The 21979-nt window shown below is 50.8% G+C and carries 26 protein-coding genes; 1 reads left to right on the top strand and 25 read right to left on the bottom strand.

The features are described from left to right. Both F456_RS23855 and F456_RS0120995 read right to left on the bottom strand, forming a co-directional pair. A partial coding sequence (locus F456_RS23855) for a hypothetical protein (RefSeq protein WP_018979003.1) occupies positions 1–288 on the bottom strand: 288 nt, incomplete at its 3' end. Positions 289–676: 388 nt separating this feature from the next. After that, positions 677–1675, bottom strand: coding sequence for an NADP-dependent oxidoreductase (locus F456_RS0120995; protein ID WP_018979002.1), 999 nt, complete (start codon positions 1673–1675; stop codon positions 677–679). 358 nt (positions 1676–2033) lie between these two features. On the opposite strand from F456_RS0120995, the gene F456_RS0120990 reads away from it, so the two are divergent. Next, a complete protein-coding gene (locus tag F456_RS0120990) occupies positions 2034–2990 on the top strand; it encodes an L-lactate dehydrogenase (RefSeq protein WP_018979001.1) in 957 nt (318 codons plus the stop codon). Between the two features lie 162 nt (positions 2991–3152). Here the strand turns inward: F456_RS0120990 and F456_RS0120985 are convergent, their stop codons facing one another. From F456_RS0120985 to F456_RS25050, 23 genes are all read right to left on the bottom strand, one after another. Next, the gene (locus tag F456_RS0120985; RefSeq protein ID WP_018979000.1) at positions 3153–3572 is read right to left on the bottom strand and encodes a hypothetical protein; all 420 of its coding nucleotides are present in this window, start codon (positions 3570–3572) and stop codon (positions 3153–3155) included. 246 nt (positions 3573–3818) lie between these two features. Next, entirely contained in the window at positions 3819–4553 is a 735-nt protein-coding gene (locus F456_RS0120980; RefSeq protein WP_018978999.1) for an ABC transporter permease, read from the bottom strand. A 1-nt stretch (position 4554) separates the two neighbouring features. Then, the gene (locus F456_RS0120975; protein ID WP_018978998.1) at positions 4555–5271 is read right to left on the bottom strand and encodes an ABC transporter permease; all 717 of its coding nucleotides are present in this window, start codon (positions 5269–5271) and stop codon (positions 4555–4557) included. After that, positions 5268–6254 carry an ABC transporter ATP-binding protein gene (locus tag F456_RS23270; RefSeq protein WP_018978997.1) on the bottom strand — a complete coding sequence of 329 codons (987 nt, stop codon included), beginning with the start codon at positions 6252–6254 and terminating at the stop codon, positions 5268–5270. Before F456_RS23270 ends, F456_RS0120975 begins: the two co-directional genes overlap by 4 nt. A gap of 166 nt (positions 6255–6420) precedes the next feature. Further along, positions 6421–6612 (bottom strand): DUF4177 domain-containing protein, encoded by a 192-nt coding sequence (locus F456_RS0120965; protein ID WP_018978996.1) that lies wholly within the window; start codon positions 6610–6612, stop codon positions 6421–6423. Positions 6613–6692: 80 nt separating this feature from the next. After that, the gene (locus F456_RS0120960) at positions 6693–7832 is read right to left on the bottom strand and encodes a M50 family metallopeptidase (protein ID WP_018978995.1); all 1140 of its coding nucleotides are present in this window, start codon (positions 7830–7832) and stop codon (positions 6693–6695) included. Between the two features lie 109 nt (positions 7833–7941). Then, positions 7942–9243: an ABC transporter permease gene (locus F456_RS23850; RefSeq protein WP_018978994.1), complete on the bottom strand. Its 1302-nt coding sequence runs from the start codon at positions 9241–9243 to the stop codon at positions 7942–7944. Next, a complete protein-coding gene (locus F456_RS0120950; protein ID WP_018978993.1) occupies positions 9240–10220 on the bottom strand; it encodes an ABC transporter ATP-binding protein in 981 nt (326 codons plus the stop codon). Before F456_RS0120950 ends, F456_RS23850 begins: the two co-directional genes overlap by 4 nt. Before the next feature lie 341 nt (positions 10221–10561). Then, positions 10562–11218 carry a response regulator transcription factor gene (locus tag F456_RS0120945; protein ID WP_018978992.1) on the bottom strand — a complete coding sequence of 219 codons (657 nt, stop codon included), beginning with the start codon at positions 11216–11218 and terminating at the stop codon, positions 10562–10564. After that, positions 11215–12753 carry a sensor histidine kinase gene (locus tag F456_RS0120940; protein WP_018978991.1) on the bottom strand — a complete coding sequence of 513 codons (1539 nt, stop codon included), beginning with the start codon at positions 12751–12753 and terminating at the stop codon, positions 11215–11217. Before F456_RS0120940 ends, F456_RS0120945 begins: the two co-directional genes overlap by 4 nt. Positions 12754–13575: 822 nt before the next feature. Further along, complete coding sequence (comX, locus tag F456_RS0120935) at positions 13576–13755, bottom strand: competence pheromone ComX (protein ID WP_018978990.1); 180 nt, start codon at positions 13753–13755, stop codon at positions 13576–13578. Between the two features lie 240 nt (positions 13756–13995). Next, positions 13996–14913, bottom strand: a complete 918-nt coding sequence (locus F456_RS0120930) for a polyprenyl synthetase family protein (RefSeq protein ID WP_018978989.1) — start codon at positions 14911–14913, stop codon at positions 13996–13998. A gap of 162 nt (positions 14914–15075) precedes the next feature. Then, positions 15076–15807 carry a nitroreductase family protein gene (locus F456_RS0120925; RefSeq protein WP_018978988.1) on the bottom strand — a complete coding sequence of 244 codons (732 nt, stop codon included), beginning with the start codon at positions 15805–15807 and terminating at the stop codon, positions 15076–15078. 14 nt (positions 15808–15821) lie between these two features. After that, positions 15822–17165, bottom strand: a complete 1344-nt coding sequence (locus F456_RS0120920) for a YcaO-like family protein (RefSeq protein ID WP_018978987.1) — start codon at positions 17163–17165, stop codon at positions 15822–15824. Then, a complete protein-coding gene (locus F456_RS0120915; RefSeq protein WP_018978986.1) occupies positions 17162–17749 on the bottom strand; it encodes a TOMM precursor leader peptide-binding protein in 588 nt (195 codons plus the stop codon). The genes F456_RS0120920 and F456_RS0120915 overlap by 4 nt, the downstream gene beginning before the upstream one ends. Further along, the gene (mpaM, locus tag F456_RS23845) at positions 17749–18570 is read right to left on the bottom strand and encodes a daptide-type RiPP biosynthesis methyltransferase (protein WP_018978985.1); all 822 of its coding nucleotides are present in this window, start codon (positions 18568–18570) and stop codon (positions 17749–17751) included. The genes F456_RS0120915 and mpaM overlap by 1 nt, the downstream gene beginning before the upstream one ends. Before the next feature lie 70 nt (positions 18571–18640). Further along, entirely contained in the window at positions 18641–19504 is an 864-nt protein-coding gene (locus F456_RS0120905; protein WP_018978984.1) for an SDR family NAD(P)-dependent oxidoreductase, read from the bottom strand. Between the two features lie 37 nt (positions 19505–19541). Next, complete coding sequence (gene mpaP, locus F456_RS0120900; protein ID WP_018978983.1) at positions 19542–20678, bottom strand: daptide biosynthesis intramembrane metalloprotease; 1137 nt, start codon at positions 20676–20678, stop codon at positions 19542–19544. Positions 20679–20862: 184 nt separating this feature from the next. Continuing rightward, positions 20863–21000, bottom strand: a complete 138-nt coding sequence (locus tag F456_RS24610) for a daptide-type RiPP (RefSeq protein ID WP_018978982.1) — start codon at positions 20998–21000, stop codon at positions 20863–20865. Between the two features lie 87 nt (positions 21001–21087). Next, the gene (locus tag F456_RS25060; RefSeq protein WP_018978981.1) at positions 21088–21213 is read right to left on the bottom strand and encodes a daptide-type RiPP; all 126 of its coding nucleotides are present in this window, start codon (positions 21211–21213) and stop codon (positions 21088–21090) included. Positions 21214–21282: 69 nt separating this feature from the next. Next, on the bottom strand, positions 21283–21408 hold the full coding sequence (locus F456_RS25055; protein WP_018978980.1) for a daptide-type RiPP: 126 nt from the start codon (positions 21406–21408) through the stop codon (positions 21283–21285). A gap of 83 nt (positions 21409–21491) precedes the next feature. Beyond that, on the bottom strand, positions 21492–21629 hold the full coding sequence (locus F456_RS24605) for a daptide-type RiPP (RefSeq protein WP_018978979.1): 138 nt from the start codon (positions 21627–21629) through the stop codon (positions 21492–21494). A 72-nt stretch (positions 21630–21701) separates the two neighbouring features. Continuing rightward, positions 21702–21827: a daptide-type RiPP gene (locus tag F456_RS25050; protein WP_018978978.1), complete on the bottom strand. Its 126-nt coding sequence runs from the start codon at positions 21825–21827 to the stop codon at positions 21702–21704. Between the last annotated feature and the right edge of the window lie 152 nt (positions 21828–21979).

Below are 21979 nucleotides of genomic sequence, written 5' to 3'. Positions count from 1 at the left end.
ATCGATCGGCTCTTCCGATACCTCTGGCTCTTCCGGTTCATCGATCGGTTCTTCCGGCACTTCAGGCTCTTCCGGTTCATCGATCGGCTCTTCCGGTACCTCTGGCTCTTCCGGTTCATCGATCGGTTCTTCCGGTACCGCTGGCTCTTCTCTTCCATCTACCGGAGCTTCAGGCTCTTCCGCTAATTGTGTGGGAACAGCAGCATCAGCCGAATGAACCGGCAGCAGCCAGATTCCTCCTACAAAACCCAGCGCTGCAATGCCTGTCACAAACTTTTTCCTGTTCATCGTGTTAATAACCTCCAATGATATAGTTTGTATAGGAAAATCATAGCTGGGCTTGTAGGATTTATGCAGTGTGCTCCTTAGCTATACCTTATTTTCCCACACTTTTATTTGGGTTAGAAATCAATTTCTTATTTTCCGTTCTAAATACCTAATTTATATGTAAATATATAGAGATAGACAAAATAGGAGAGGGATTTTTCTGAAACTCTAATGAATATTTAGCTTAGTAAATGAATGATGATGTGGCGTCAAATAGAGCTTTCTACCCAAGTCTTTACCCAAGTCTTTTCTTGTCTTCAAGACATCCAAAACCAGACACCTATTTGGCAAACAGACAAAAATAAAAGGGAAATAAAACAGCCCCTTCCAGAAGGAAGAGGCTGTTTTATTATACTTTGACCAGCTGTTTGCCCAGATTCTCTCCGCTAAACAAGCCGAAGAACGCTTCCGGAGCCTTATCGAAACCTTCAATCACGTTCTCTTTATACTTCAATTTTCCATCCTTCAACCATCCTGCCATTTCGGGAATCGCCTCGCTGTAGCGGTCCTGATACTGATTGACAAGGAACCCTTTAACAAGTGCTGTTCTTGTCAACAACAATGGAAGGAAGCGAGGGCCCGGCTCCGGATTTTTCACATTGTACTGAGAGATCTGACCACAGATCGGAACACGCGCATTCGAGTTCAGCAGTTGGAATACGGCGTCGCTTATTTCTCCGCCTACGTTATCGAAATAGACATCGACACCGTCCGGGCACGCTTTTTCCAAAGCTTCAGGCAGCGAATCCGTCTTGTAGTTGATCACAGCGTCGAAGCCGAGCTCTTCGGACAGATAGCGATTTTTTTCTTCCGAACCGGAAATGCCGATGACTCGCGCTCCCTTAATCTTCGCAATTTGGCCGACAACCATACCGACTGCACCACCTGCGCCGGATACGACAACCGTTTCGCCTTCTTTCGGCTGCCCAATGTCCAACAAACCGAAGTAAGCAGTGAGGCCCGGCATTCCCAGCACACCGATCGAAGTCTGAATCGGTGCCAGATCGGGGTCGACCTTAACAACCTGATCGCCGTTGACCACCGGATGTGTCTGCCAGCCCCAGCCTCCCTGCACGGTATCGCCTTCCTTATAGGAGGCATGACGGCTCTCTGTCACGCGTCCAACCGCTCCACCACCGAATGTACCGCCGATCTCGTAAGGTTTGGCGTAAGACTTACTGTCGTTCATCCGTCCTCGCATATACGGGTCAACTGACAGGTACAGAGTTTCGATCAAAACTTCTCCTTCCTTCGGCGTACCGACTTCTTCCGTCTTCAGCTCAAAGTTGTCTCTCGTTGGCATTCCGTCGGGACGACTTGCCAGCACAAAGCGTTGATTCTGTGTCATAAGTGATCCACCTCCGTTAAAGTTTGCTCTTCTCCGCTGCACCGGATGCTTCCCGGCGTTCCATGCGGCAAAAAAGCACCATGATCTATTTACCCTTTAACAGTTCCAGCGCCCTTTTCCCATTTTCATTTCGTCTTTCGTGTTGTTTGCTGCCATATCGGGCTTATTTCGTTTATTGCCGCGCATGATATGTCACCTTTTGTAACATATTTGTTTATTTTAAGGCTGACAATCGCTCTTTCATCGGCTAAAATGAAAAAGGAATATGTTTTCTAAAGTTTCATGTAAGAAAGTAAACAACAAAACTTTTCACTTTATTATATTCAATACAAAATATTAATAGGCAAGAGGTGTATAAATGGGAAGAAAAAATCGGAAAGTCGCTATTATCGGATCAGGTCTCGTTGGCTCAAGCAGCGCGTACGCTATGATCAATCAATCGATCTGCGATGAAATCGTCATTATAAGCCGCAATTATGAATATGCACTGGCTCAGGCGCTTGACCTATCCCACTGCGCCGATTTCACCTCCACGCGTACGCGCGTCCGGGCAGGGCTGTATGCGGACTGCGCGGACGCGGATATCGTCGTATTGACAGCCGGCGCCAATGTCAAACCCGGACAGAAGCGTATGGACATTATTGCCGAAGCGGCTTCGATCACGCGCGAAGTCGTCACTTCCGTCATGGACAGCGGCTTCGATGGTATCTTCGTCGTAGCGGCCAATCCGGTCGATGTCGTCACACAGATCGCTGCCCAAGTGTCCGGACTTCCTCGCCACCGGGTCATCGGCACAGGTACGTCGATCGACTCTGCTCGTCTAAAGACGCTGCTGGCCGACGTTTTCCAGGTTGATCCTCGCAGTGTGCACGGTTATGCGATGGGCGAGCACGGCGAATCGCAGTTTGTCGCCTGGTCGCATGTTACGATCGGCGGCAAGCCAATTCTCCATATCGTCGACGAGCACAAGCTGCGCTTTCCGGATCTCGATCTGCAGGATATCGCACGTAAGACCAAGGATGCAGGCTGGGAAATCTTCACCCGCAAAGGCTCGACGCAGTTTGGCATCGGCAGCGCAATCGCTTATATTACCCGTTCCATCTTGAATGACGACCATCGCATTATCGCCGTATCGGCGATCCTCGACGGCGAATACGGCCAGAAGGATGTCTGCGTTGGTGTTCCAGCGATTATCGGCGACAGCGGTATCGAAGAATTAATTGAGTTTAACTTGAACGAAGATGAACAAGTGCTGTTCGAGCGTTCGTGCGATATTATTCGTGCGGGAGTTGCGAGTGCAGCTCAGCCTTCTTGATTAGAGTGGAATTAATGGCTATCAACTATCTAAAAATTAATCAGAAGCGGCCCGGAGAAAGTCTCCGGGCCGCTTCTTCCATTTCTCTCTCGACTTTTCCACATTTACTTCTACTTATCGGCCTTCGTATCAGCTTTTACTCATCAGCCTTTAACCTTTTAGTCAGCTTCCAGATCCTTTTTTGCGAAAAAACAGGCCAAAAATGCCGAGCATCAGCGCCAAAGACGTGACCAGAGAGACGCAGAACACGGAAAATCCTCTGCCCTCTGTCGTTGGCTGCATGCCCGACGCTTCCATTCTGACCTCGTTATCACTGATACTGTCGCTTCCTCCATGGCCTTCCGTGCTGCTGCGATTTCCGCTGTACATCTCCAAAAATCCAGCTTCTGCAGCAGCAGCGTTTGTTCCTGCAGTCTCTTTCGCATCGGCCAAGCTTCGGTCAACGGTCGCGTACGTCTGCACCCGGCTCGGGTTGTTCGACGCATTAACGGTCACTGCAGCCTGTCCCGGATTGCTCAAGTTCGGAGCGAGCAGCAGGAATGCCGCCACCGCAGTCGCTCCAGAAATTCGTATCAAACTCATGAACCGTACCTCCTTATGTAAGCAGGAAAGTACTGCCCCAGCCTGGCATAGCGACTGGAACAGCATGCACTTCCTACAATCTTTCAGACTTGCTTGTCTTATTGCTTTCATTTATGCTCGTCTTCTTGCCTGCCTACTTATCTCGCTTCTTGCCTATCTTCTTTTAATTTCTCTTCTTTTAATTTCGTCATACTGCCTGCTTTTTATGAACGCAGCATCGGAACATTTCGTTGGAGATTTTTTTGCTTATACCGGCTTTCGATTGAAATACATAAGTCCAGCTGTCAGGAACAGCAGGAAGCTGGCTCCGACAGTAATCATTAGACTTTGCGTAGGCAAATTGAAGGCACCGAAATTGTAATCGATATTCGACTGCATCATGGCCAGCATAGGCTGTGCCCACGGATAGTACGGACCTACAGTCGCCGAGTTGACAATCAAAATATTTGGCACCGTGAAAACCATATTCAGCACAAGTGGGGCAGCGAAACTGCTCCACATGGTGGAGACAAACAGCTGCAGCGCAGCCAGCGGCAGACAGGCTGCAAAGCCACCGAGCAGGCGGGTCGCGAACAGCTCCCATGGAATGAGCGATAGATCGAAGCCCTGATACAGACCGACCAGAACTACAGAAATTGCGAACAAAATCTGGGCCAGCGCCAGTGCTCCGGCTGCGACGAGCAGCTTCGCCAAATACAAGGCAGGCCGCGAAATGGGTAGGGAGAGAATTTGCTTCCATCCTCCGCCCTCATGCTCGTAGCGGCAGACAAAGGCAGAGAAAATGCCCGTCAGCATCGGCAGAAAGAACATGGCATGAATCAGGCTCATCGCAAGCAGCAGACCCATCCAGTCCCCTTTTTCCATGCCGGCGGTCAGACCGATCAATACACACAGCAGCGGATCAATCACCGCCAGCAGCAAAATTCGGGAATGCCCCAGCTTGATCCGTTCGCTGCGCAGTGCCGCAATCCATTGATTCATATCAGGCCACGTCCTTTCGCGAAAAATGAATGGAACCGATCAGGTATAAGACGGCAAACAGCGCAATGCCACATCCTGCAAAAGTCATGACTTTATATCCTCCAACGACCAGCGACGGCCAAGCCAACGGGAAGATTTCCGGCATCGAAGCTCCGAAAACGGACATGAGGGAAGCCGCGATACCGATTGAAATCGGGATCGCCTGATTACGCAGCGTCAGTGTGACCCAGAGCATGAACCCGAGCATTGGCAGAGAAGCCAGCATCGGATACAAACCAAGAGTCAGCAGATCCGAATACGGAATAGGAGTCCCGAAGCCAAGGCCCAGCCCTACAGCTGCTGTCGAAATTGCCAGCAGCACACAGGCGACCAACAGTTGAATCAGACAGCACAGAAATTTCGAGGCAAACACGGCGGAGCGGCGCACTGGCAGGGCCAGCGTCTGCTTCCAGGAGTTCTGCTTGTTCTCGATATTGGCGATCATCGCCATCAGCAGCGTCATAGCCAGATAGATCGCGATCGGTACGAACAACCCCGTATTGTGCAGCAGCCCAGCCCAAGGATCGGCTGCATACTGATCCCTTACCAAATAATCGTAACGCATTCCGAAGTTGAGCGCCTGCATGGCCGCCAATCCGATAGGGCCAATGAAGACCACCCACCAAATGCCGGTACGGCGCATCTTGAGCAGGTCGGCTCTCAGCAGTGATCCGATCATTGTGCCGCCTCCCGTCGTAATCCTACCGCTCGCGGAGCTCCGTGTCCCGCATCAATCCGGCTGATATCTGTCTCCGCTCCCCCGCTTCCCGTCATCGTCAGGAACAGATCCTCCAGCGACTTGCGGCGCTCCTCAACACGGTAAATGCTGTGCCGTGCATCGACCAGAGCGGCAACGAGCCGGGCAATCTGTCCATTGTCGAGACCCTTGAACACCAGCCTGCCATCATCCAACCGCGGGAAGCATCCCAGTTCGCGTGCAGTAACGACCCCGGCTTCCGCATCGGACAGCGCGATGTAGATTTCGCTGCCGGCTTTGCGCTGCAGATTGGGCATACTGTCCTGGAAGATCATTCTTCCCTGATTAACAATGCCTACGCTGCTCGCCATCTGTTCGACTTCACTCAGCAGGTGACTGGATACGAGTACGGTGATGCCCTGTTCCTTCGGCATCTTTTTGATCAGCTCGCGGATTTCCAGAATACCCGACGGGTCCAGACCGTTTGTCGGCTCGTCCAGAATGAGCAGTTCTGGACTGCCAAGCAGAGCCGTTGCGATGCCAAGCCGCTGCTTCATGCCGAGCGAATAGCCTTTCACCACACGTTTGGCATCCTTTGTCAGTCCAACCGTAGCCAGCACCTCGTGAATACGGCTTTTCGGCACATTCAGAATGCGGCGGATTGTCTCCAGATTCTCGATCGCGTTCAGATGACCGTAATAAGACGGATATTCAACCAGCGAACCGACACGGCGCAGAATCTGGAGCCGATCCTTTCGTAAATCTTTTCCGAAGATCTGCACCACGCCGCTGTCAGGCTTGATCAGTCCAAGCAGCATCCGAATGGTTGTCGTTTTTCCTGCACCGTTCGGGCCGAGAAATCCGTAAATCTCGCCCTGCGGAATCGCCAAATTCAGCGCATCCACCGCCCGCGTTCCTTTATACTTTTTCATCAAATTCCGGGTCTCAATCATCATATCTGTCACGTCCCTCACCTCTCGTTTTCTTATCGTTGATTCTTATGATAAGGAGGCAAGGTTAAAGGATAGGCGACTTCAAGTTTAAATTTTGTTTAAAAAACGCAAAAACCGCATACCCGGAGGTATGCGGTTCTTCTGTTCTTCTTATTGCAACGTTTACGTAGGACAACGGTCAAGCCTTAATCTCCCGCTCGAAATATAGCTCCATAAACGTCGACGTTCCGTATCCCATAGCCGGTGGAGCAAACAGCTGGACCAGACGCCAACCTTCGCGGGCATGGGCATGAATGATCTCGTGATGATCCTCTTTCGGTTTGCCTTTCAAAGCTCCCATTTCGATTCGGACAATATTGTATTCGTACATAAGTAATCGCTCCTTTTGTAGGTAGTTTGTAGGAATGTAATAGGCAGAAAAAAGTATGGGTAGAGTTGAGCAGAAGCAGATTAACGTTTAGACAGCCCCGCACGCCGCAAGCGATGTTCCTCATATTCGTAGAAGGCGCCAAACGAAGCAATATCACTCCGCATTGACCGGACCGATTCCATGTACGCATCGACTGCCGGCCCAGTTCCTTCTATATAAGCCTTTGCTTTAAGCAGCAGCGGCGAGAGCCTATTCTCCCGACCGCCGATCTGTTCATACAGCACCTCGGCTTTGTCCCGCTCACCCGCTTCGCACAGCCGTACAACTTCTTCACCCAAAATCATCATCATGACATCGCGCCGCATTTTGGGGATTTTGGTTTTCGAAGCCGCTATAGTCTCTCTTTCGGCCCAGCTCGTCCCTACTTCATGGGTTAGCCGGTCTACCACTGTCCCACTGATCTCCATCAGTTTTGCGTCATACAGCAGATACAGATCGTACAAATTTCGTCCCTTGGAGGGAATCGGAGAATCCAATACTTTTTGCAGATAGCGCACGCTGGCTTCTTCCAGAACGTCCCTTTTCTCTGCATCCATCCGCTTATCCTGAACGAGCAGCGTCCAACCGGTCATCAGTGCAAAATTCCGGCGGCCGAGCATGACTGCACTTGTGCCGTCGCTGAACAGTGTGGCCAGCCCGATTGCGACGGAAAATACGCCATATCCGCCGGGCAGACTCCATAAGGATGGGGCCAGGATCAGAGCAATCAGCCCTGTCACCAGACTGAAAGCAGGTCCCCCCGCATAGACGATCTGCTGTCGACGAATCGCTCTGTTAAATGAAGCTTCATCTCTATAAGCCCCGATTTCATTCTGCATGGCACCGAAGAAAAGCTTATTCCTGAAAGTAAAACGCAGCCGGCGTTCCGGGAACAAGAGGATAAAAGGTCCCCAGTACAGCCGTGTAACTCGGCTTCCGACCAGTAGAGCGGCCAGAACATGACCAAATTCATGCAGCAGGATGGTGAACATCGCGAGCACAGCCATTCCGAGCAGCCAAGCGGCAGTCAACCAAAACCCGGTGAATTGAGGCGCTCGGGCTCCGATTTCTTCAAACAGTGACGACCCGCCCATCTCCAGCAAATTCTTGAGTGCGAGAAAGCCGAACCAGCCGATTACCGCACCGATTACGGGTGGCGCAATCTTTTTGAATAAGCCCATTCTTATCCCTCCCGTTTGCTTCGAAAAGTTCAATAACGCAGGAAGACGGCCGGAACTCCGGCCCTCTTCCTGTGTCCATTTTCGTTTCAAGCCGGCAGGGCAGCGGGCATTAGGCCGCGTCGCTCGTTTTACCGGCTTGTGCAGAAGATCCAGCCTGCGGACGAGACGGTTTGTTGGATACGCCTAGCATCTTCAGCATGGTACCGATCGACGGCTTCTGTCCGTACAGCAGCACGCCGCCGCGGTAGATCTTGGCTGACAGCAGTCCGACGAGCAGCGTCGAGACCGCGAGAACTAGGATTGGCAGTACGATCTCCATCAGTGCCGGCTCTCCAGCGCCGACTCGGACCAGCAGGACCATTGGCGTTACGAACGGAATGTACGAGGAGATGACAGCTAGCGTTCCATTCGGATCGCGAATCGTGATCATTGCCATGATAAATCCAACGAACAGCAGCAGCGAAATCGGCATCATAGCCTGGCTCAGCTCTTCGCTCCGGCTGACAATCGAACCGGCTGCGGCAAACAGCGTCGCATAGAAGAAGTAACCGAGTATGAACAGGGCAGCGGCCACAGCCAGCATCCGTCCATCAAAAATTGATAGGTCGAACGAAAGGCCTGCCAGCGATAAGCTTTCTCCGGCTCCGCCGAATGTCACCAGCAGAGCACCCGAGCCGAAAATAATCGCAAACTGCAGCATGCCCGCCAGGCCTACGCCCAAGACCTTGCCCGCCAGCAGCTGTACCGGGCTGACTTTGGTAATCAAAATTTCCTGAATGCGTGATCCTTTCTCCACAGAGACTGAAGTCGCGACAGTGCCGGCGAACAAATAGATCATGAAGAACATGGTCATCAGTAGCGCATACACCGGCATATAGATCTCAGCAAGCGATTTGGCTCCGGCATTCAGCTCATTAAGTTCAAAGGCCGGCTGTACACTCAGCGCCGCGGCCTGTTCGGTCGTCAACGCCAGCGACTCCACACGGTCGTTCACATTCAGACGCTCAACGTAAGCCGACAGATTTGGAGCAAAGGTCACATCATCCTGCCGGTTAACCGACAGTATGATATGCGGGGCCGCTGCAGCATCCGCACCGCGTTCAATGACGACGACAGCCGCCAACTTCTCGTCTTGCAGCAGCTGCTGCTCCGCCGCCAGTTCACTCTCCTGCACCATTTTCCATTCATAGATCGGCGACACGCTAGAGGTCAGCTCGCTGGCTTCAACCGGAAGCGGCGAGTTGTTGACGACCGCGACCGTGCCTTCTGTCAGTGCCTGCCCGCCGAGGAACCTCGGGATCAAGACGATGGCTGCAATGACCGCCACCATAAAAATAGTCATCAATTTGAAGGATTTGGAGCGAACGCGCCCCTTAAACGAGTGTCCGAATACGATTCCAAATGGTTTCATACTGCTTCTCCCACCTTTTCAATAAAGATTTCATGCAGCGACGGTTCCTTCAGTTCGAACTTGAGCATCGGTACACCAGCTTGACCCAGTTCCCGCATCAATTCGTGCGCCTGCGACTCGTCTTGTACTTTGATCGTCCATTCCTGCGCATCGCGGCGAATATCCGACAGTCCTTTCCGTTCCAGAAACGGAGCCAGATCCGTTTCGCTTCGCAGGATCAGATTGTTGCGTCCGTACGAGCTCTTGATATCGGACAGCTTGCCGTTAATCTGCATCCGGCCTCTCTTCATAATGCAGATGTTCTCGCAGAACTGTTCAACCTGCATCATCTGGTGACTGCAGAAGACCAGCGCTTTGCCGAGTGCAATCTGCTCCTTGACGACCGAAGCCAACATGTCCGCATTGACAGGATCCAGTCCGCTGAACGGTTCGTCCAGGATGACCAGTTCCGGATCATGGATCAGCGCCGAGATGATCTGTACCTTCTGCTGATTGCCTTTGGAAAGCTGTTCGACACGCTTGTTTTCGTGTTCAGAGATACCGAGGCGTTCTAACCACATCTTAAGCGCCTTCTTCGCATCGCCTTTCTTCATGCCCTCCAGACGGGCCAGATATGTAAGCTGCTCGCTAACCGTTTCTTTCGGATACAGTCCGCGTTCTTCCGGCAGATAGCCGACACTTGGACGATTTTCGAGAAACGACTTACCGTTCCAGAGCACTGCGCCTCGGTCATATTCCAGCAATCCCAGTACCGAACGGATTGTCGTCGTCTTGCCTGCTCCATTGCCTCCAAGAAGTCCGAATGCTTGGCCGGCTTTAACCTCCAGCGTTACATTGTCTACAACGTAGTTGCCTCCGTACTGCTTGCCCAATTGATTGATTGAAAGTGTCACGTCATTCGCTCCTTCCGAATAATAGCTTAATAGAACCGCATCCGGCTCAAATTTCCCGAGGCTCATCGAGTCGGTAAATTTCATTTCAATTTCCTGTGCGCTCACAGTGATTACTGTGTATGTTTATATGCACACTATATTCCGACTTCGCCTCATTGTCAATCCTTCTTTTGGAAAAATAATCCGATTCGTGGATGTCTTTCTCTGCGGCAAAGCGCAGCGCCTCTTGGCTTAATTTCACTATACCAGCCTGTTCGTTGTTGGAAAACGACAACCGTTTCTGTAATTTCCGCAAATGCTTGTTCCTGATTTTGCGGTCTGCAGAAGCACTTTGCGGTAGGGATTTGCGGAAATTCCCCCTTTAACATAGACGCAAAGTCCCCGTCTCATTTCGAAACGGGGACTGCTTGCCAAGCTTATTAAGGTTAAAAAATAGTGTTTTCGGATAGCAGCCCGATTCGTCTTGCTTCCGCAATCGCTTCCGAGCGAGAGCGTACGCCAAGCTTCTCGAATACCCGCGTCAGGCTGTATTCGACAGTACGCTGACTCATAAGCAGCTTGGCGGCGATGTCCTTGTTGCTGCGCCCGTTGGCCACTTCCTGCAAAATTTCTTGTTCACGTTCGTTGATCGATACGGTCTCCAGCGTCTTGTCCTCGCGAGGCGAGACGCGAATATCGCTGCGCCGCAGCTGCCGCAGCAGCTGCACGGGAATGATCGCTTCGTCGCGCATCACGCAGCGGATTGCGGTAAGCAGCTGCTCCCGGCTTGCAGTCTTGCTGACGAAGCCTGAGACGCCCGAATCAATCAAGACGTTAAAGTGCGGACTAATATCGTAGCCCGTATAAATCAGCACCCGGCTGTTCGGCTGCTCGGCTACGACGCGTTTGGTGAGCTCTAATCCACTGATACCCGGCATATTTAAGTCAAATAACAAAACATCAAATTCCTCCGTCTGCAGCAGTTCCAGCGCTGCCATCGGCAGAGATAAAGAAGTGACCCGTACTTCGGGATCTTGTTCCAACAGCAGCTTGGTTCCTTCCCCTACAGAAGGATGATCGTCGACCAACAGAATTTTAATCATTGGACTACCTCCTCATATAACGAATCAGGACGGCTGCGGAGCGGAATCGTAATCTCCGTCTCCATACCGGCCCCTGGTTCAGAATGCCATTCAAATATCCCATCGAAACTTCTGACTCTTTCCTTCATTCCGGCCATCCCCATATGGCTGAACGAATCGGCAGCGTCCGCCTCGTTCATGCCTACGCCGTTATCCCGGTAGTGATAACGGAGCGATTCTTCATCAGCGAACAGCGTGATTTCCACGCGCGACGCATTCGCATGCTTAGCTGCATTTCGCAGCAGCTCCTGGGTAATCCGGTAGATGGCCAATGTCTGCTCGTCGTCGAGAACGCCATCAATACCTTCCGCCTGGAAATCAACCGTATAATTCGCTCTCATCTGCGCTTCGGCGAACAGCTGCTCCAGCGACTGCTTCAGTCCCATTTCCATCAACAAAGGCGGACGAAGTTCGTTGCAGGTCTCGCGAATCTGATGAATAACGTCGAGCAGTCCTTCCTTGATCTGCTCCAACTCACCTTTTAGCGGAGCGTTCATCTCATAGTCTACGATAGCCGTCTCCAGCCGCCGCAGCCAAATGATCTGATCCTGAAGTGCGGAATCGTGCAGATCCGATGCAAGCCGTCGCCGCTCGTTCTCTGATAGATTGAAGACCAGCCGGAGGACCCAGCCTGGAGTGTCGCCGTGTTTTTTCATTTCCGCTTCTAGGCTCCCGATAAGTCCCTCGACCAGATACAGGTTCTCGGACACAATGGAACTGTAATTAGCCAGCGTCCCCAACCAATTGCGTTCATCGGGATTGTAGCGGGTATGATCGGCTTTATCGTCCAGCCAGAGCAAATAAGCTTGATCGCCTTTGCGACCCATGACTATACAGGCACCACGATGCAGTATTGTCAGCGAACCCGGAACGAGCAGATCTTCTTTGCGGCGAAGCGATTCCGCGATCTCACGGCGCTCCTGAGGATTCAGCACCTCGATTGGCACCTCATCCATAGAGGCATCCCAATCCAAAAATTGCAGAGCTGGCACGCGAATACTTTTCTGAATCTCCTGTTCCAATGCACGCTCCAGATCAGCTCGCTTCATTACACGCGCAATGTTATGGGAAAACCGCTCAAAGCTCCCTCCTATGTTCATCCCGCTTCCTCCGCGCCGAAGCCTGCGATCCAGCGATTCCTTGGCGAATAACAGTACGACCAGCACCAGGTAGAAGATTAGGAACATTCGAGCAGCGCCGAGACCACTCGAGACTTCGCTGCGGACGATCCATATGCCCAGCAATGCCATCAGAGCGGACGGCACGATAGCGATCGACGCATGATAGGATAACCGGCTCAAGACGAAATTTACATCAAAAATGCGTCGGGTCATCAGCATGTACATGTAAGCAATCGGCAAAACTAATAGAAATGCGGTCGCTGCTTCCACCGAAATAAGATGGAATCCGACCAGCCGCGGCAGACTGTATAAGATGATAAACGGCGAAAATGCCAGCGTATGCGTGATTAAAGTCAGCTTAAAGAGAGAACTCAAATCTCCTTTGCGATGCTTGCGATATTTTTGAATAAGCCGAATAACAACAAAAATATTAGGTATAGCAAAAAAAACAGTAAATAATGGAGAAAATACGATAACTAAATTACGATCAACCAAATCTCGAATAAGACTAATTAACATTTGCAAACCTAGACATCCATAGAAGAAAATCAACCAACTTCGGGATGCCAGCTGTTCACCAAAGCGGATAAGATACTTATTCATAAAATGGATAAAAATAATAGGCACCATTAAAAATAAAAAATTGAATAAAATAATACCAAACGGTTCTCTCCGATCAACGATATATCCTCCGAGGTAAGCTGCTCCTGTGATTAAAAAGAATAATGCAAGTAAGAAACTAGATGAGTCTTTGTAGCTGTAACGCCTAAGTATTAGAACAAATAAAAGAAATAAAACAGCTGCAACGAGTGGAGTAACCATCGTCCCTAATGATTCATTTAAAGGTGGTCGATTCAACTCGTAAGTTTGCATTCTATTTTCAGCATTTGTTACCGTAATTGAATGAATACGTTCAATTACGCTGTAATGTCGAATCGTGTAATGCTCAATTGGAGAACGTCCATTTACCTCATCGATCACATCTCCTATATGAAGATTCTTATCCCCCCAATATCCAGGTGTAATTGAATTTACAATATATTTTCCATTTTGTTGCGGTTGAACTTCAGCCCCTATCAACGGAACTGCCGCAGCTGTATATATATATTGTGCCACAATGATTATGTATAGCAGTAAAGCAATTGACCAACCCCATTTTTTCAACATTCAATCCTCCAATTTACAAATACTCAATTTTTAATCCCATACACACAATGCTTTACTTCTCAATAAATCCTCTTCTTCGCTTTTACAAAATATATCTTTTAACGCCCGCTGCTCTAAAGCTCCAAGCCCAGCAAACTGCATTTGTCCCGATTGAAATTCCAGCCATGTACCTTTGTTTTTTGTAAGCATCGCAATCGCTTCTTTTAACACTTCCGATCACCCTCCGTAAATTAGAATGGATACAGTAGGCATTGTCCTTACTTAAAGCTGCCCGCCTTACCGGGGATCGGAAGTAAAATTGCTCTGGGTGGGTCCCGTGCTTGGCTTGACTTCACTATACCAGCGCAGGAAGAAACGGAAAACGACAACATCCACGACAATTCCCGCAAATGTCTTTGCGGTAAAATTGCGGGGACGCAAGCGATCCTGCAAGCGAAGCGAATGGGACTATTAAGCGCGGATCATTTCGTCGAGTGTCCGCTTATAATCAGTTTCGACCGGGAGAGTTTCCACAATTTCCAAGCAGCGGTAATAAGCGATCCGCATTCTTACCGAAGCATAAGCGAGAGCACCCGACTGTTCAAGCGCTTCCTCAAATTCTTTCGATTTGTCTTTCACTTCCTCATAGCTCAATCTGCCTTCGAAGTAATCGGATGCCCAATGATTTTCTCCCTCCAGATAATCGAGCAGCATCAGAACCGGCAGAGTCCGCTTACGGTTCCAAAAGTCGTTCTTGCCTGAATGGTTAGTGATATCGAGAATATCATTCTTCATCTGGGCCGCTATACCGAGCTGCAGAGCAAATTCGGTAGTCTCAATCTTGGTCTCGCCGCAGGCAAGCAGCGTTCCTAACTGAGAAGCCATCACGAGCAGGGAAGCCGATTTGCCGGAGATCATCTCCATATATTCTTCTTCAGTCTGAAGCTTATTTAACAGGTCGGTCATCTGGCCGCCAACCGTTGTGAGCGACTGGGCATTGAGCAGCGCTGCCGCCGCATGCTTGCGCTCAGGCGAAAAATTCGTTTGAAGCAGCATATGTTGAGCCAAAAACACGAATCCAAGCGCGATATTAAGTGCAATATCACCGCGCATTGCGCTCCATGGAACTTTATCGTTATCACCGTCCTGCAGATCATCAATCATGTCTAGCGATAGAACCAACGCTTCGACTGCAGCGGCCGCTTCCCAGATCTCCTCGCCTTCTCCCCCGTACATCCGGTAATGAAGCACGGTCAGATTTCCGAATAAAGTTCGGTTCGCCAGCTTGTACGATGCACATTCGACGGCCATTTCTCGAAGCTGGGCTTGATTAAACCCCTTTTCGATTCCCTGCATCAAAGTTTCCGCAATCTTTGTACTCCAATCCAACGCAAGCTCCCCCTTGTCGTTTGCCATCAGGACTTTCTTGAATCCCTTCCCTATTTTAATTGCAAACCCTCTTTATTCCAATAGCAAGATATCTACTAATTTCTTTATTCTTCTAAACAAAAAGACCTTCCCTAAATGGAAAGGTCCTCTAAAGCAAACGACTCATTCTTTTTCATACATGACAATAGCGGATAGAGCCGCTTCGTATAAGCCATCCAATCCAAGCCATTCGTTAACTCTTTCGTCGTAGAAGGTCGCGATCGGTGCTGCACTTACCGACTGCGGCGCGCAGCTTTGAATTTTCTCGGTCAGACGACCTGCTTCCAAAAGGCTGTAGCGATAACCCCGCTCTCCAAGCAGCTTGTGCGAACGATGCAGGTTTGCGGCGGCAAACCAGATCGCCTGCGGCGTGCCTGTCAGTAGTCCTGGCGGGAAAGCTTCTTCCAGGCTGACAACCCACGGACGACCACAAGGCTGCAAAACACGGGCATTCTCTTCTACATGGTAGCACGCATATTCGTTCTCTTCCGTCCGGCAAATGACATATAAGTCCAACTCATCGGGTAAAAATCCCGCCGATTCTTTCAATCTGAGCACATCCTCGAAAGGTCGGCTTGGCATTGTGTCTTCCGCCTCGGCATAAGCATGCAGCCACTCCTGCAATCCGTTTGGAAGTACAGCCTCGCTTGTCGGCAGCGACAGTGAACCAAAATATCGTTTGGCTGCGGCAGCTTGTCCGTTCATCTGCCGGAACAGACTGCTGAGCATCTTCATCCGAGCTCTTAACAGCACGTCCAATTCGGGATGATGGGCAGAGCCGGAATGATAAACTAGCGAGAGACGTTCTTCGTCGAGCTCCCGATCCGATCTCCAGTCATTAAATTTAAGATTCATCAGATAATCTCCTCTCAAGGAAAAGGATGCGGAGCAGCGTTCAGATCATTCGGTCGGATCGCAGATGTCCGATATCCGCTCAGAACCGGAACTTCGAAAATTCGACGGCTGCCGATTAGGCGCTCGCGTTCACTGCGCGGAAGCTGAACAGTTCCCGGCACGATCATCTTAACTACATGAAGGCCGAGTGCCCGTGCATCTTCGGTTGTAACGTCGGCGCAGATGACTTCCAGTCCCCGGGCTTCAAGCCGGGCTATCACCTGTTGAAGCTGCTCGGCGTGCGACGTCTTGTCGCCGTTTGAAGCTGGTGACAATGTCCGGGTTTTGGGAGCCGCGCAGGTGAACTCAAGTTCCCGAATAGCCTCCGGCTGTTCATAGTAAGGCAGACGCATACCATAATCGATAATTTCATCGGCATATAAGGTCGGAACACCCGAAGCATAGATCTGCGCTTTGTTGCCCATATACAATTGGCTAATCTCCATTAACGTCTTGGATACGGCTTCTTCAAGCGTACAGCGCGCTGCGCCTCCGAAGGAAACTTTGCCGTCACTTGTACGCAGAAGCCCAAAGACGGAAGGAACGCCGATATCCGATGTCGTATCGACCAGATCAAGCCGGAAGCGGCGTTCGTCCAACAGTGCACGGAACGGTTCGCATACCGCCGAGCCGGTAAGGTCAATTCCCGGCATCTGCAGCCGGTTGTACCACATAATCATAAACGAATCTCGCTCGATAATTTCGAGCAGTCCGCCGAGCATCGCCTGCTCGATCGTCGATCCGGCTGCCGAGCCGGTCATCAGTCCGAAGCAAACCGCTTCTTCCTCCGAAGTCATCGGCTGGTAAGAATCCCAAGTTAGTGCTGCCGGTACATATACATTGCGGCCGCGAGTCAAGCTGTGGGCCTCAAACCACCGAATTCTGCTGTCTTCGGTAAAGGGCCGATACGGGAATGAAGGATCGGCATGCTGCTCTGCGGTAAAGAGCGGTATGTCATTCGGATGGAGAGCATCTGTGCCAAGCTCTTTCCATGAAGCCAATACTGTACGGTCCGGCTGTACATAAGCGGAGCAATAGCGCTCTACCGCTTCCGCGACAGCCGACGTATTCGCTTCTTCCGGCGTACGGCCCATGCCGCTGGCAAAAAAGTCGATCAGCCCTTCCTGACCGGGAACGAAGCCTTTAGGATTGCCGGGAATTGCCAAGCTCAGAAACAGTTCGGGATCTTCTGGATCGGGATTGATATTCATCAGCCCTTTGACGATCCCGCCCCTGCTTCCGAGCGTTGCAGCCAGTGCCCGAGGCACACCTGCAGCCGCAGCGGCGGATGCGGAACGGCGAACCAGCGGCCGGCTCATACCTGCACCGCCAGCGAAGCTTCTCTCCACGGCTGCGCAGCCAGACCTGCCACCCGGCGCACTCCGCAGACCGGACATGTCGGAACACGATGCACGGCCGACAATTCACCTTCGATATGGAAAGCATCGAATTCCAGCAGATGCCCCAGCGTCAAGGGAGCAAAGCTGCTCTTATGGCGCGACGACCATTTTACGACTTCAAGTGCGGCAATACCGGCAAAAATTTGCCAGGACAATTCAAATCCAGATTCCGCTTCCAGCACGGATGGACTGGACAGCGACACCATCCGCTGTTTCAAACATTCATGGCAGGCCGTGACGCCTGGTACGACAAGCGGCCCGAGCGAGCCGCCAAGCCGGTTGAAGCGTACCGGCAGCCAGCTGAGTCCTCTACGGTTAGCAACAACATTCCATTCCGACATGCGTTCCTCGCTTCCGAGCACAATCGTCAGTTCAGGCGCTTCGTCCTGCTCGTCCAACGATTTGGCCAACCGGGCCGACAAGCCCGTCCCGCGCAGAATACCTGCGATCTTCTCGGCCTTCACTCGATCTTGTTCGCTATGAAGAATGAGATATCTGCTCATTAGGACACCCGCCCCTTCTCCAGTACCAGGCAGCGGACCGGAGCTTCGCCAGCTGGATAGGTATGCGTTTCAACCAGCTGCAGGGAAGAACGGCGGACACATTCCATAATCTCCGCCTCAGGGAAGAACTTCTTGGAGGTTGAGCCGAAGTAGCGTCGCGTACTTCCATCCCTTACTACTTCCGCGTAAAAGTTCATGACTGCCGTACGAGATTCATGCTCCTCGTGCTCGCCCATCAAGACGAATTGTTTATGATCCGGGCCAAGGTCGATCGTCACGCCGTCTACCTTGCCTCCCCGCATCTCGCGATTATGTACGCTGTTCTCATAAACGTAATCGAACACGAAACGTCCGCCCTCTTCCAGGTGGGCATAGACGGTCTCGAGCATCCGCTCCAGTGCGGCGGTATCCGGCAGCAGGCTGACGCTCGTCGCCGACAAGACGATCAACGGATATTTTTCGTCGCAGGAGAAGTTCGTCATATCCGCTTGGCCAACTTCAATGCGTTCTCTTACGTCCTGCGGCAGGCGGGCTCCTTTGCGGCGATACAAGTTCAGCATATCCGGCGAGAGATCCAGACCGATTACCGAGTGTCCGCGGCCGGCAAGCTGGATCAATACTCTGCCCGATCCGCAGGCCAATTCCAAGATCCGGCCCTGTCCCCGTACCCGTTCCGCTTGATTCGCTAACAATTCGATATCGTACTCGGTCCGATCTGTCAGCGCCTCATAGAATTCCGAGTAATACCCTTCATACAAATCCATATCGTGGCTATCCGGCAGGTTCAGGCTGCGCAGATCTTTGAAAATTCCGAAATACATGATACTCTCCCCTTCTCTTATTGAGATTTAATGATCAGTTGAGACTTAACGTTCCGTTATGATTTAACGATCAGGCGACTGTCCAGCCGCCATCCACGATCAGATTGTGTCCGGTAATCATGCCGGCTTGCTCCGATGCCAGGAACAGCACCGCTTCCGCAATATCCGAAGGCACCGCCAGCTTGCGCAGCGGAATCTTCGGAAGACTCATACGCCGGAACCTTGGATCTTCCACATGCTCCCGATTCGCTTCCGTAGCCACAAAGGTCGGCGAGACCGCATTGACCCGAATCCCGTATTTGGCCCATTCAAGCGCCAATGCTTTGGTCAGATGAACAAGTCCTGCCTTGCTGGCGCAGTACGGCGCACGGTTCTCGTTGGCGACCACGCCGTGCTGAGAAGCTAACATTACGATCGAACCGTTTCTGCGCTTGACCATTCCCTTGGCAATCTGCTGCGTCAGGAAAAAGGTTCCCTTCAAGTTGATATCCATAACCAGGTCCCACTGCTGCGGCGTCACTTCAAGCGCTGGCACAAGCATGTTCACGCCGGCATTGTTCACCAGATAATCGATGTCCAGCGCGTCGGTCTTCAGCCTGCCTGCACACTCGGCAATGGATTCGCTACTGCGAATATCGAGCGCTAAGCTTTTTGTTTCCCTTCCGTACGTCTGCTGAAGTTTATAAGCCACGTCGTTCAGGCGCTCCATTTCGCTAGGAACTTCTGTTATGACAAGTGACGCTCCTTCTCTGGCAAAACTTTCAGCTACCTTGGCACCTATCCCTCTTCCGGCACCCGTGACGAGCACCCGTTTGCCACTCAGTCTGCCGAGGAAGTTATTCGGCAGCCCTTCTTCTGTCGGCTCCGCATCTTGGAATAGTGTCTCTACATCTTTGATCTGATTAGGCAGCGCTTCTATGGTATCCCGCTTCATTGTTTTCCCTCCTGACTATTCGCTATTCAAGCCGGAATCAGACCGGCTCTCGCAGCGTCTTCCAGAACTTCATGGCATGTACGGTCAGCATGATCAGCAGAATCGAAGCGACTCCATAGGCAGCTATCCCGATATAAGGCTGCAGCCGATCGACAAGCTGATATACGCCCCAACCCCAGAACAGCGGAGTGAATGCAGCAGCTGCAATCCCGTACAGAAGAAGTACTCCCTTTTCGAAAGGACGTACCGACTTACGATTATTCTTGCGCTCTTTGCGGGGAAGGAGCCAGCCGAAAACAAAGCGGAAAGCTTTCTGTCTAAGATTGACAATACCCAGCGAGTGACTCAGCATCCAGTACCCGTCGAGTTTGACGAGCGGAATGAGATTTAACAGGCTCATGCCCAGGTTCGCGATCGAGTAGTAGAACAGCAGAGGAACTTCTATTCCTGCGTACAGCAGTCCGTAGAATGCAGCCGCCGATACGGCCGTCATCATCCATTGGCTGTAGATTCCGGCAAACAGGACAGCCAGTTTATGACGTTTCTTCTTGAACAGATAAGTCGAACTGACATCGCAGAACATCGCCGGTCCGAAGTAGAACAGCATCACGCCGGTTTCCGGAACGCTGCCGCCATATTTCTTGCATACCGCTGCATGAGACATTTCGTGAAAAGCCGTCGTTGCAACCATCATCAGATAAATGATAAGCGCTTCTTTTACACCAAGTCCTGAGAGCGAAAGACGGCCAATCAGTCCTGGATCGGACATCATCATGTACATCGCGCCCAGCATCAGCAGTGTGTAAGCACCGATTGCGACTGGATGCAGAAGAAGACGAATTAATCCAAGTCTTCTTTCCAGCCAAGCATCCGGATTGACACGTAAGAGCTTGATCAGCGTCATATCCCTTTTCTTATCAGAGGTTCCCGCAGCTTCTCCTTGAAGAAAGCCCCATTCTTCGAATTTTCCAGCCAGATAGCGCCTTTCCGGTGCAGTCAGCTCTCCGGTATAAAGACGTTCCCGCTCGCTTTCTTGCGGCTCGTTCAGCATCAGTTTCAGAAACTCCGCTTCCCGCTGTCCGACTTTAATGTATTTGTTCAACAATTTATGTTTAATCGTAAAAGAATTATTTTCGGTCTCATGAAATTCGATAAAATCCGCCGCTTGACTCAATTTTCATCACCTTCGATCTTTAGAATAGATACGCGGTTCGCATTCATTCGTTCATTGTGCAATTTTGTTTCTCAACCTTTTAAAAAGAACGGGGCTTTCCGCCGTACGGCTGCCGCTGCTGCGGCGGAATGAGCCCCCTATGCCCCACACGATCCTGCGTTAATAAAGCTGAACGTATCTGTTATTAAGTGAAAGCGACCAAACCTGCTCCAACTGCTACAACGCCCACTCCGGCAATTACGCCCTCTACGAAGTCTCTTGAACTTCCCGGCGCTTCTACGTTCTCCAACAGTTCCAGATCCAGTGCGTTTTGTTCATTCATTTTAAAATTCCTCCTCGGTTTTAATTGAATTTTGATTGGGTTACGAGTATTTCCGTCCCTGCGCTTTGCGTTTGTCGAAAATACTCTTTACGTAAAAGCGATCAGACCGCCGCCAATAAGAGCACCTACAACAACCCCGCCAGCGAACGCTCCGCTTCCCGGTGCCGCTACCTCTTCCAGTTCTTCCAGTTGTACATTCAGCATGCTTTCCATTGTTAATCGCTCCTTTGACTGGATTTAGTGTTTGGTTTTGGTTTTGGTTAAAAATGATTTAAGAAGGGCTTAGGTAAAAGCGACGATCGCTCCGCCAATTGCTACTCCCGTACCAAAAGCGATTCCGACTTCTGTCCATCCCGGTGCATCCATAGATTCCATTTCCTCGATATGCAAGTTTGTGTTTTTTTCCATTTTTAATCTCTCCTTTTTGGGTTTTGAATGTTTAAAAGTTTAATTTTCTTCTACTACTGCTGCTTACTCTCTTCTACTAAGGATTAAGTGAAAGCAACCAGGCCTGCTCCAGCTGCTACAACGCCTACTCCGGCAATTACGCCCGTTACGAAGTCTCTTCCACTTCCCGGCGCTTCTACATTCTCCAACAGTTCCAGATCCAGTGCGTTTTGTTCGTTCATTTTTGTTTCCTCCTCAAATTTAGGTTAGTTTGAACTTTCAAAAATTCGATGCTCTTGATGCTGAAGCGGCTCTTATGTAAAAGCGATCAGACCGCCGCCAATGAGAGCACCTACAACGACTCCGCCGATAAACGCTCCGTCTCCCGGTGCCGCTACCTCTTCCAGTTCTTCCAGTTGTACATTCAGCATATTTTCCATTGTTAATCGCTCCTTTGATTGGGTTTAGTTTTTTAATTTTGAATTTTCAAAAATTCAGTTTTCTGCTGCTGCTCTTCTACTGTGGATTAAGTGAAGGCAACCAGGCCTGCTCCAACTGCTACAACGCCTACTCCGGCAATTACGCCTTCTAC

This window comes from Saccharibacillus kuerlensis DSM 22868 (assembly GCF_000378145.1).
Classification (GTDB): Bacteria; Bacillota; Bacilli; order Paenibacillales; family Paenibacillaceae; genus Saccharibacillus; species Saccharibacillus kuerlensis.
Note: the sequence above shows the minus strand (reverse complement) of the source record. Positions and strands in the feature narration are given on the sequence as shown.

Coding starts and splice junctions, on each gene's coding strand:
- F456_RS25055 (WP_018978980.1), bottom strand. CDS start 21,408: ATGGAAAAAAACACAAACTTGCATATCGAGGAAATGGAATCTATGGAT.
- F456_RS0120990 (WP_018979001.1), top strand. CDS start 2,034: ATGGGAAGAAAAAATCGGAAAGTCGCTATTATCGGATCAGGTCTCGTT.
- F456_RS25050 (WP_018978978.1), bottom strand. CDS start 21,827: ATGGAAAATATGCTGAATGTACAACTGGAAGAACTGGAAGAGGTAGCG.
- mpaM (WP_018978985.1), bottom strand. CDS start 18,570: ATGTATTTCGGAATTTTCAAAGATCTGCGCAGCCTGAACCTGCCGGAT.
- F456_RS24605 (WP_018978979.1), bottom strand. CDS start 21,629: ATGAACGAACAAAACGCACTGGATCTGGAACTGTTGGAGAATGTAGAA.
- F456_RS0120960 (WP_018978995.1), bottom strand. CDS start 7,832: ATGGGCTTATTCAAAAAGATTGCGCCACCCGTAATCGGTGCGGTAATC.
- F456_RS0120950 (WP_018978993.1), bottom strand. CDS start 10,220: ATGAAATTTACCGACTCGATGAGCCTCGGGAAATTTGAGCCGGATGCG.
- F456_RS0120985 (WP_018979000.1), bottom strand. CDS start 3,572: ATGAGTTTGATACGAATTTCTGGAGCGACTGCGGTGGCGGCATTCCTG.
- F456_RS24610 (WP_018978982.1), bottom strand. CDS start 21,000: ATGAATGAACAAAACGCACTGGATCTGGAACTGTTGGAGAACGTAGAA.
- F456_RS0120975 (WP_018978998.1), bottom strand. CDS start 5,271: ATGATCGGATCACTGCTGAGAGCCGACCTGCTCAAGATGCGCCGTACC.
- F456_RS0120915 (WP_018978986.1), bottom strand. CDS start 17,749: ATGAGCAGATATCTCATTCTTCATAGCGAACAAGATCGAGTGAAGGCC.
- F456_RS0120965 (WP_018978996.1), bottom strand. CDS start 6,612: ATGTACGAATACAATATTGTCCGAATCGAAATGGGAGCTTTGAAAGGC.
- F456_RS0120945 (WP_018978992.1), bottom strand. CDS start 11,218: ATGATTAAAATTCTGTTGGTCGACGATCATCCTTCTGTAGGGGAAGGA.
- F456_RS0120925 (WP_018978988.1), bottom strand. CDS start 15,807: ATGAATCTTAAATTTAATGACTGGAGATCGGATCGGGAGCTCGACGAA.
- F456_RS0120980 (WP_018978999.1), bottom strand. CDS start 4,553: ATGAATCAATGGATTGCGGCACTGCGCAGCGAACGGATCAAGCTGGGG.
- F456_RS0120920 (WP_018978987.1), bottom strand. CDS start 17,165: ATGAGCCGGCCGCTGGTTCGCCGTTCCGCATCCGCCGCTGCGGCTGCA.
- F456_RS0120995 (WP_018979002.1), bottom strand. CDS start 1,675: ATGACACAGAATCAACGCTTTGTGCTGGCAAGTCGTCCCGACGGAATG.
- F456_RS0120905 (WP_018978984.1), bottom strand. CDS start 19,504: ATGAAGCGGGATACCATAGAAGCGCTGCCTAATCAGATCAAAGATGTA.
- F456_RS23850 (WP_018978994.1), bottom strand. CDS start 9,243: ATGAAACCATTTGGAATCGTATTCGGACACTCGTTTAAGGGGCGCGTT.
- F456_RS25060 (WP_018978981.1), bottom strand. CDS start 21,213: ATGGAAAGCATGCTGAATGTACAACTGGAAGAACTGGAAGAGGTAGCG.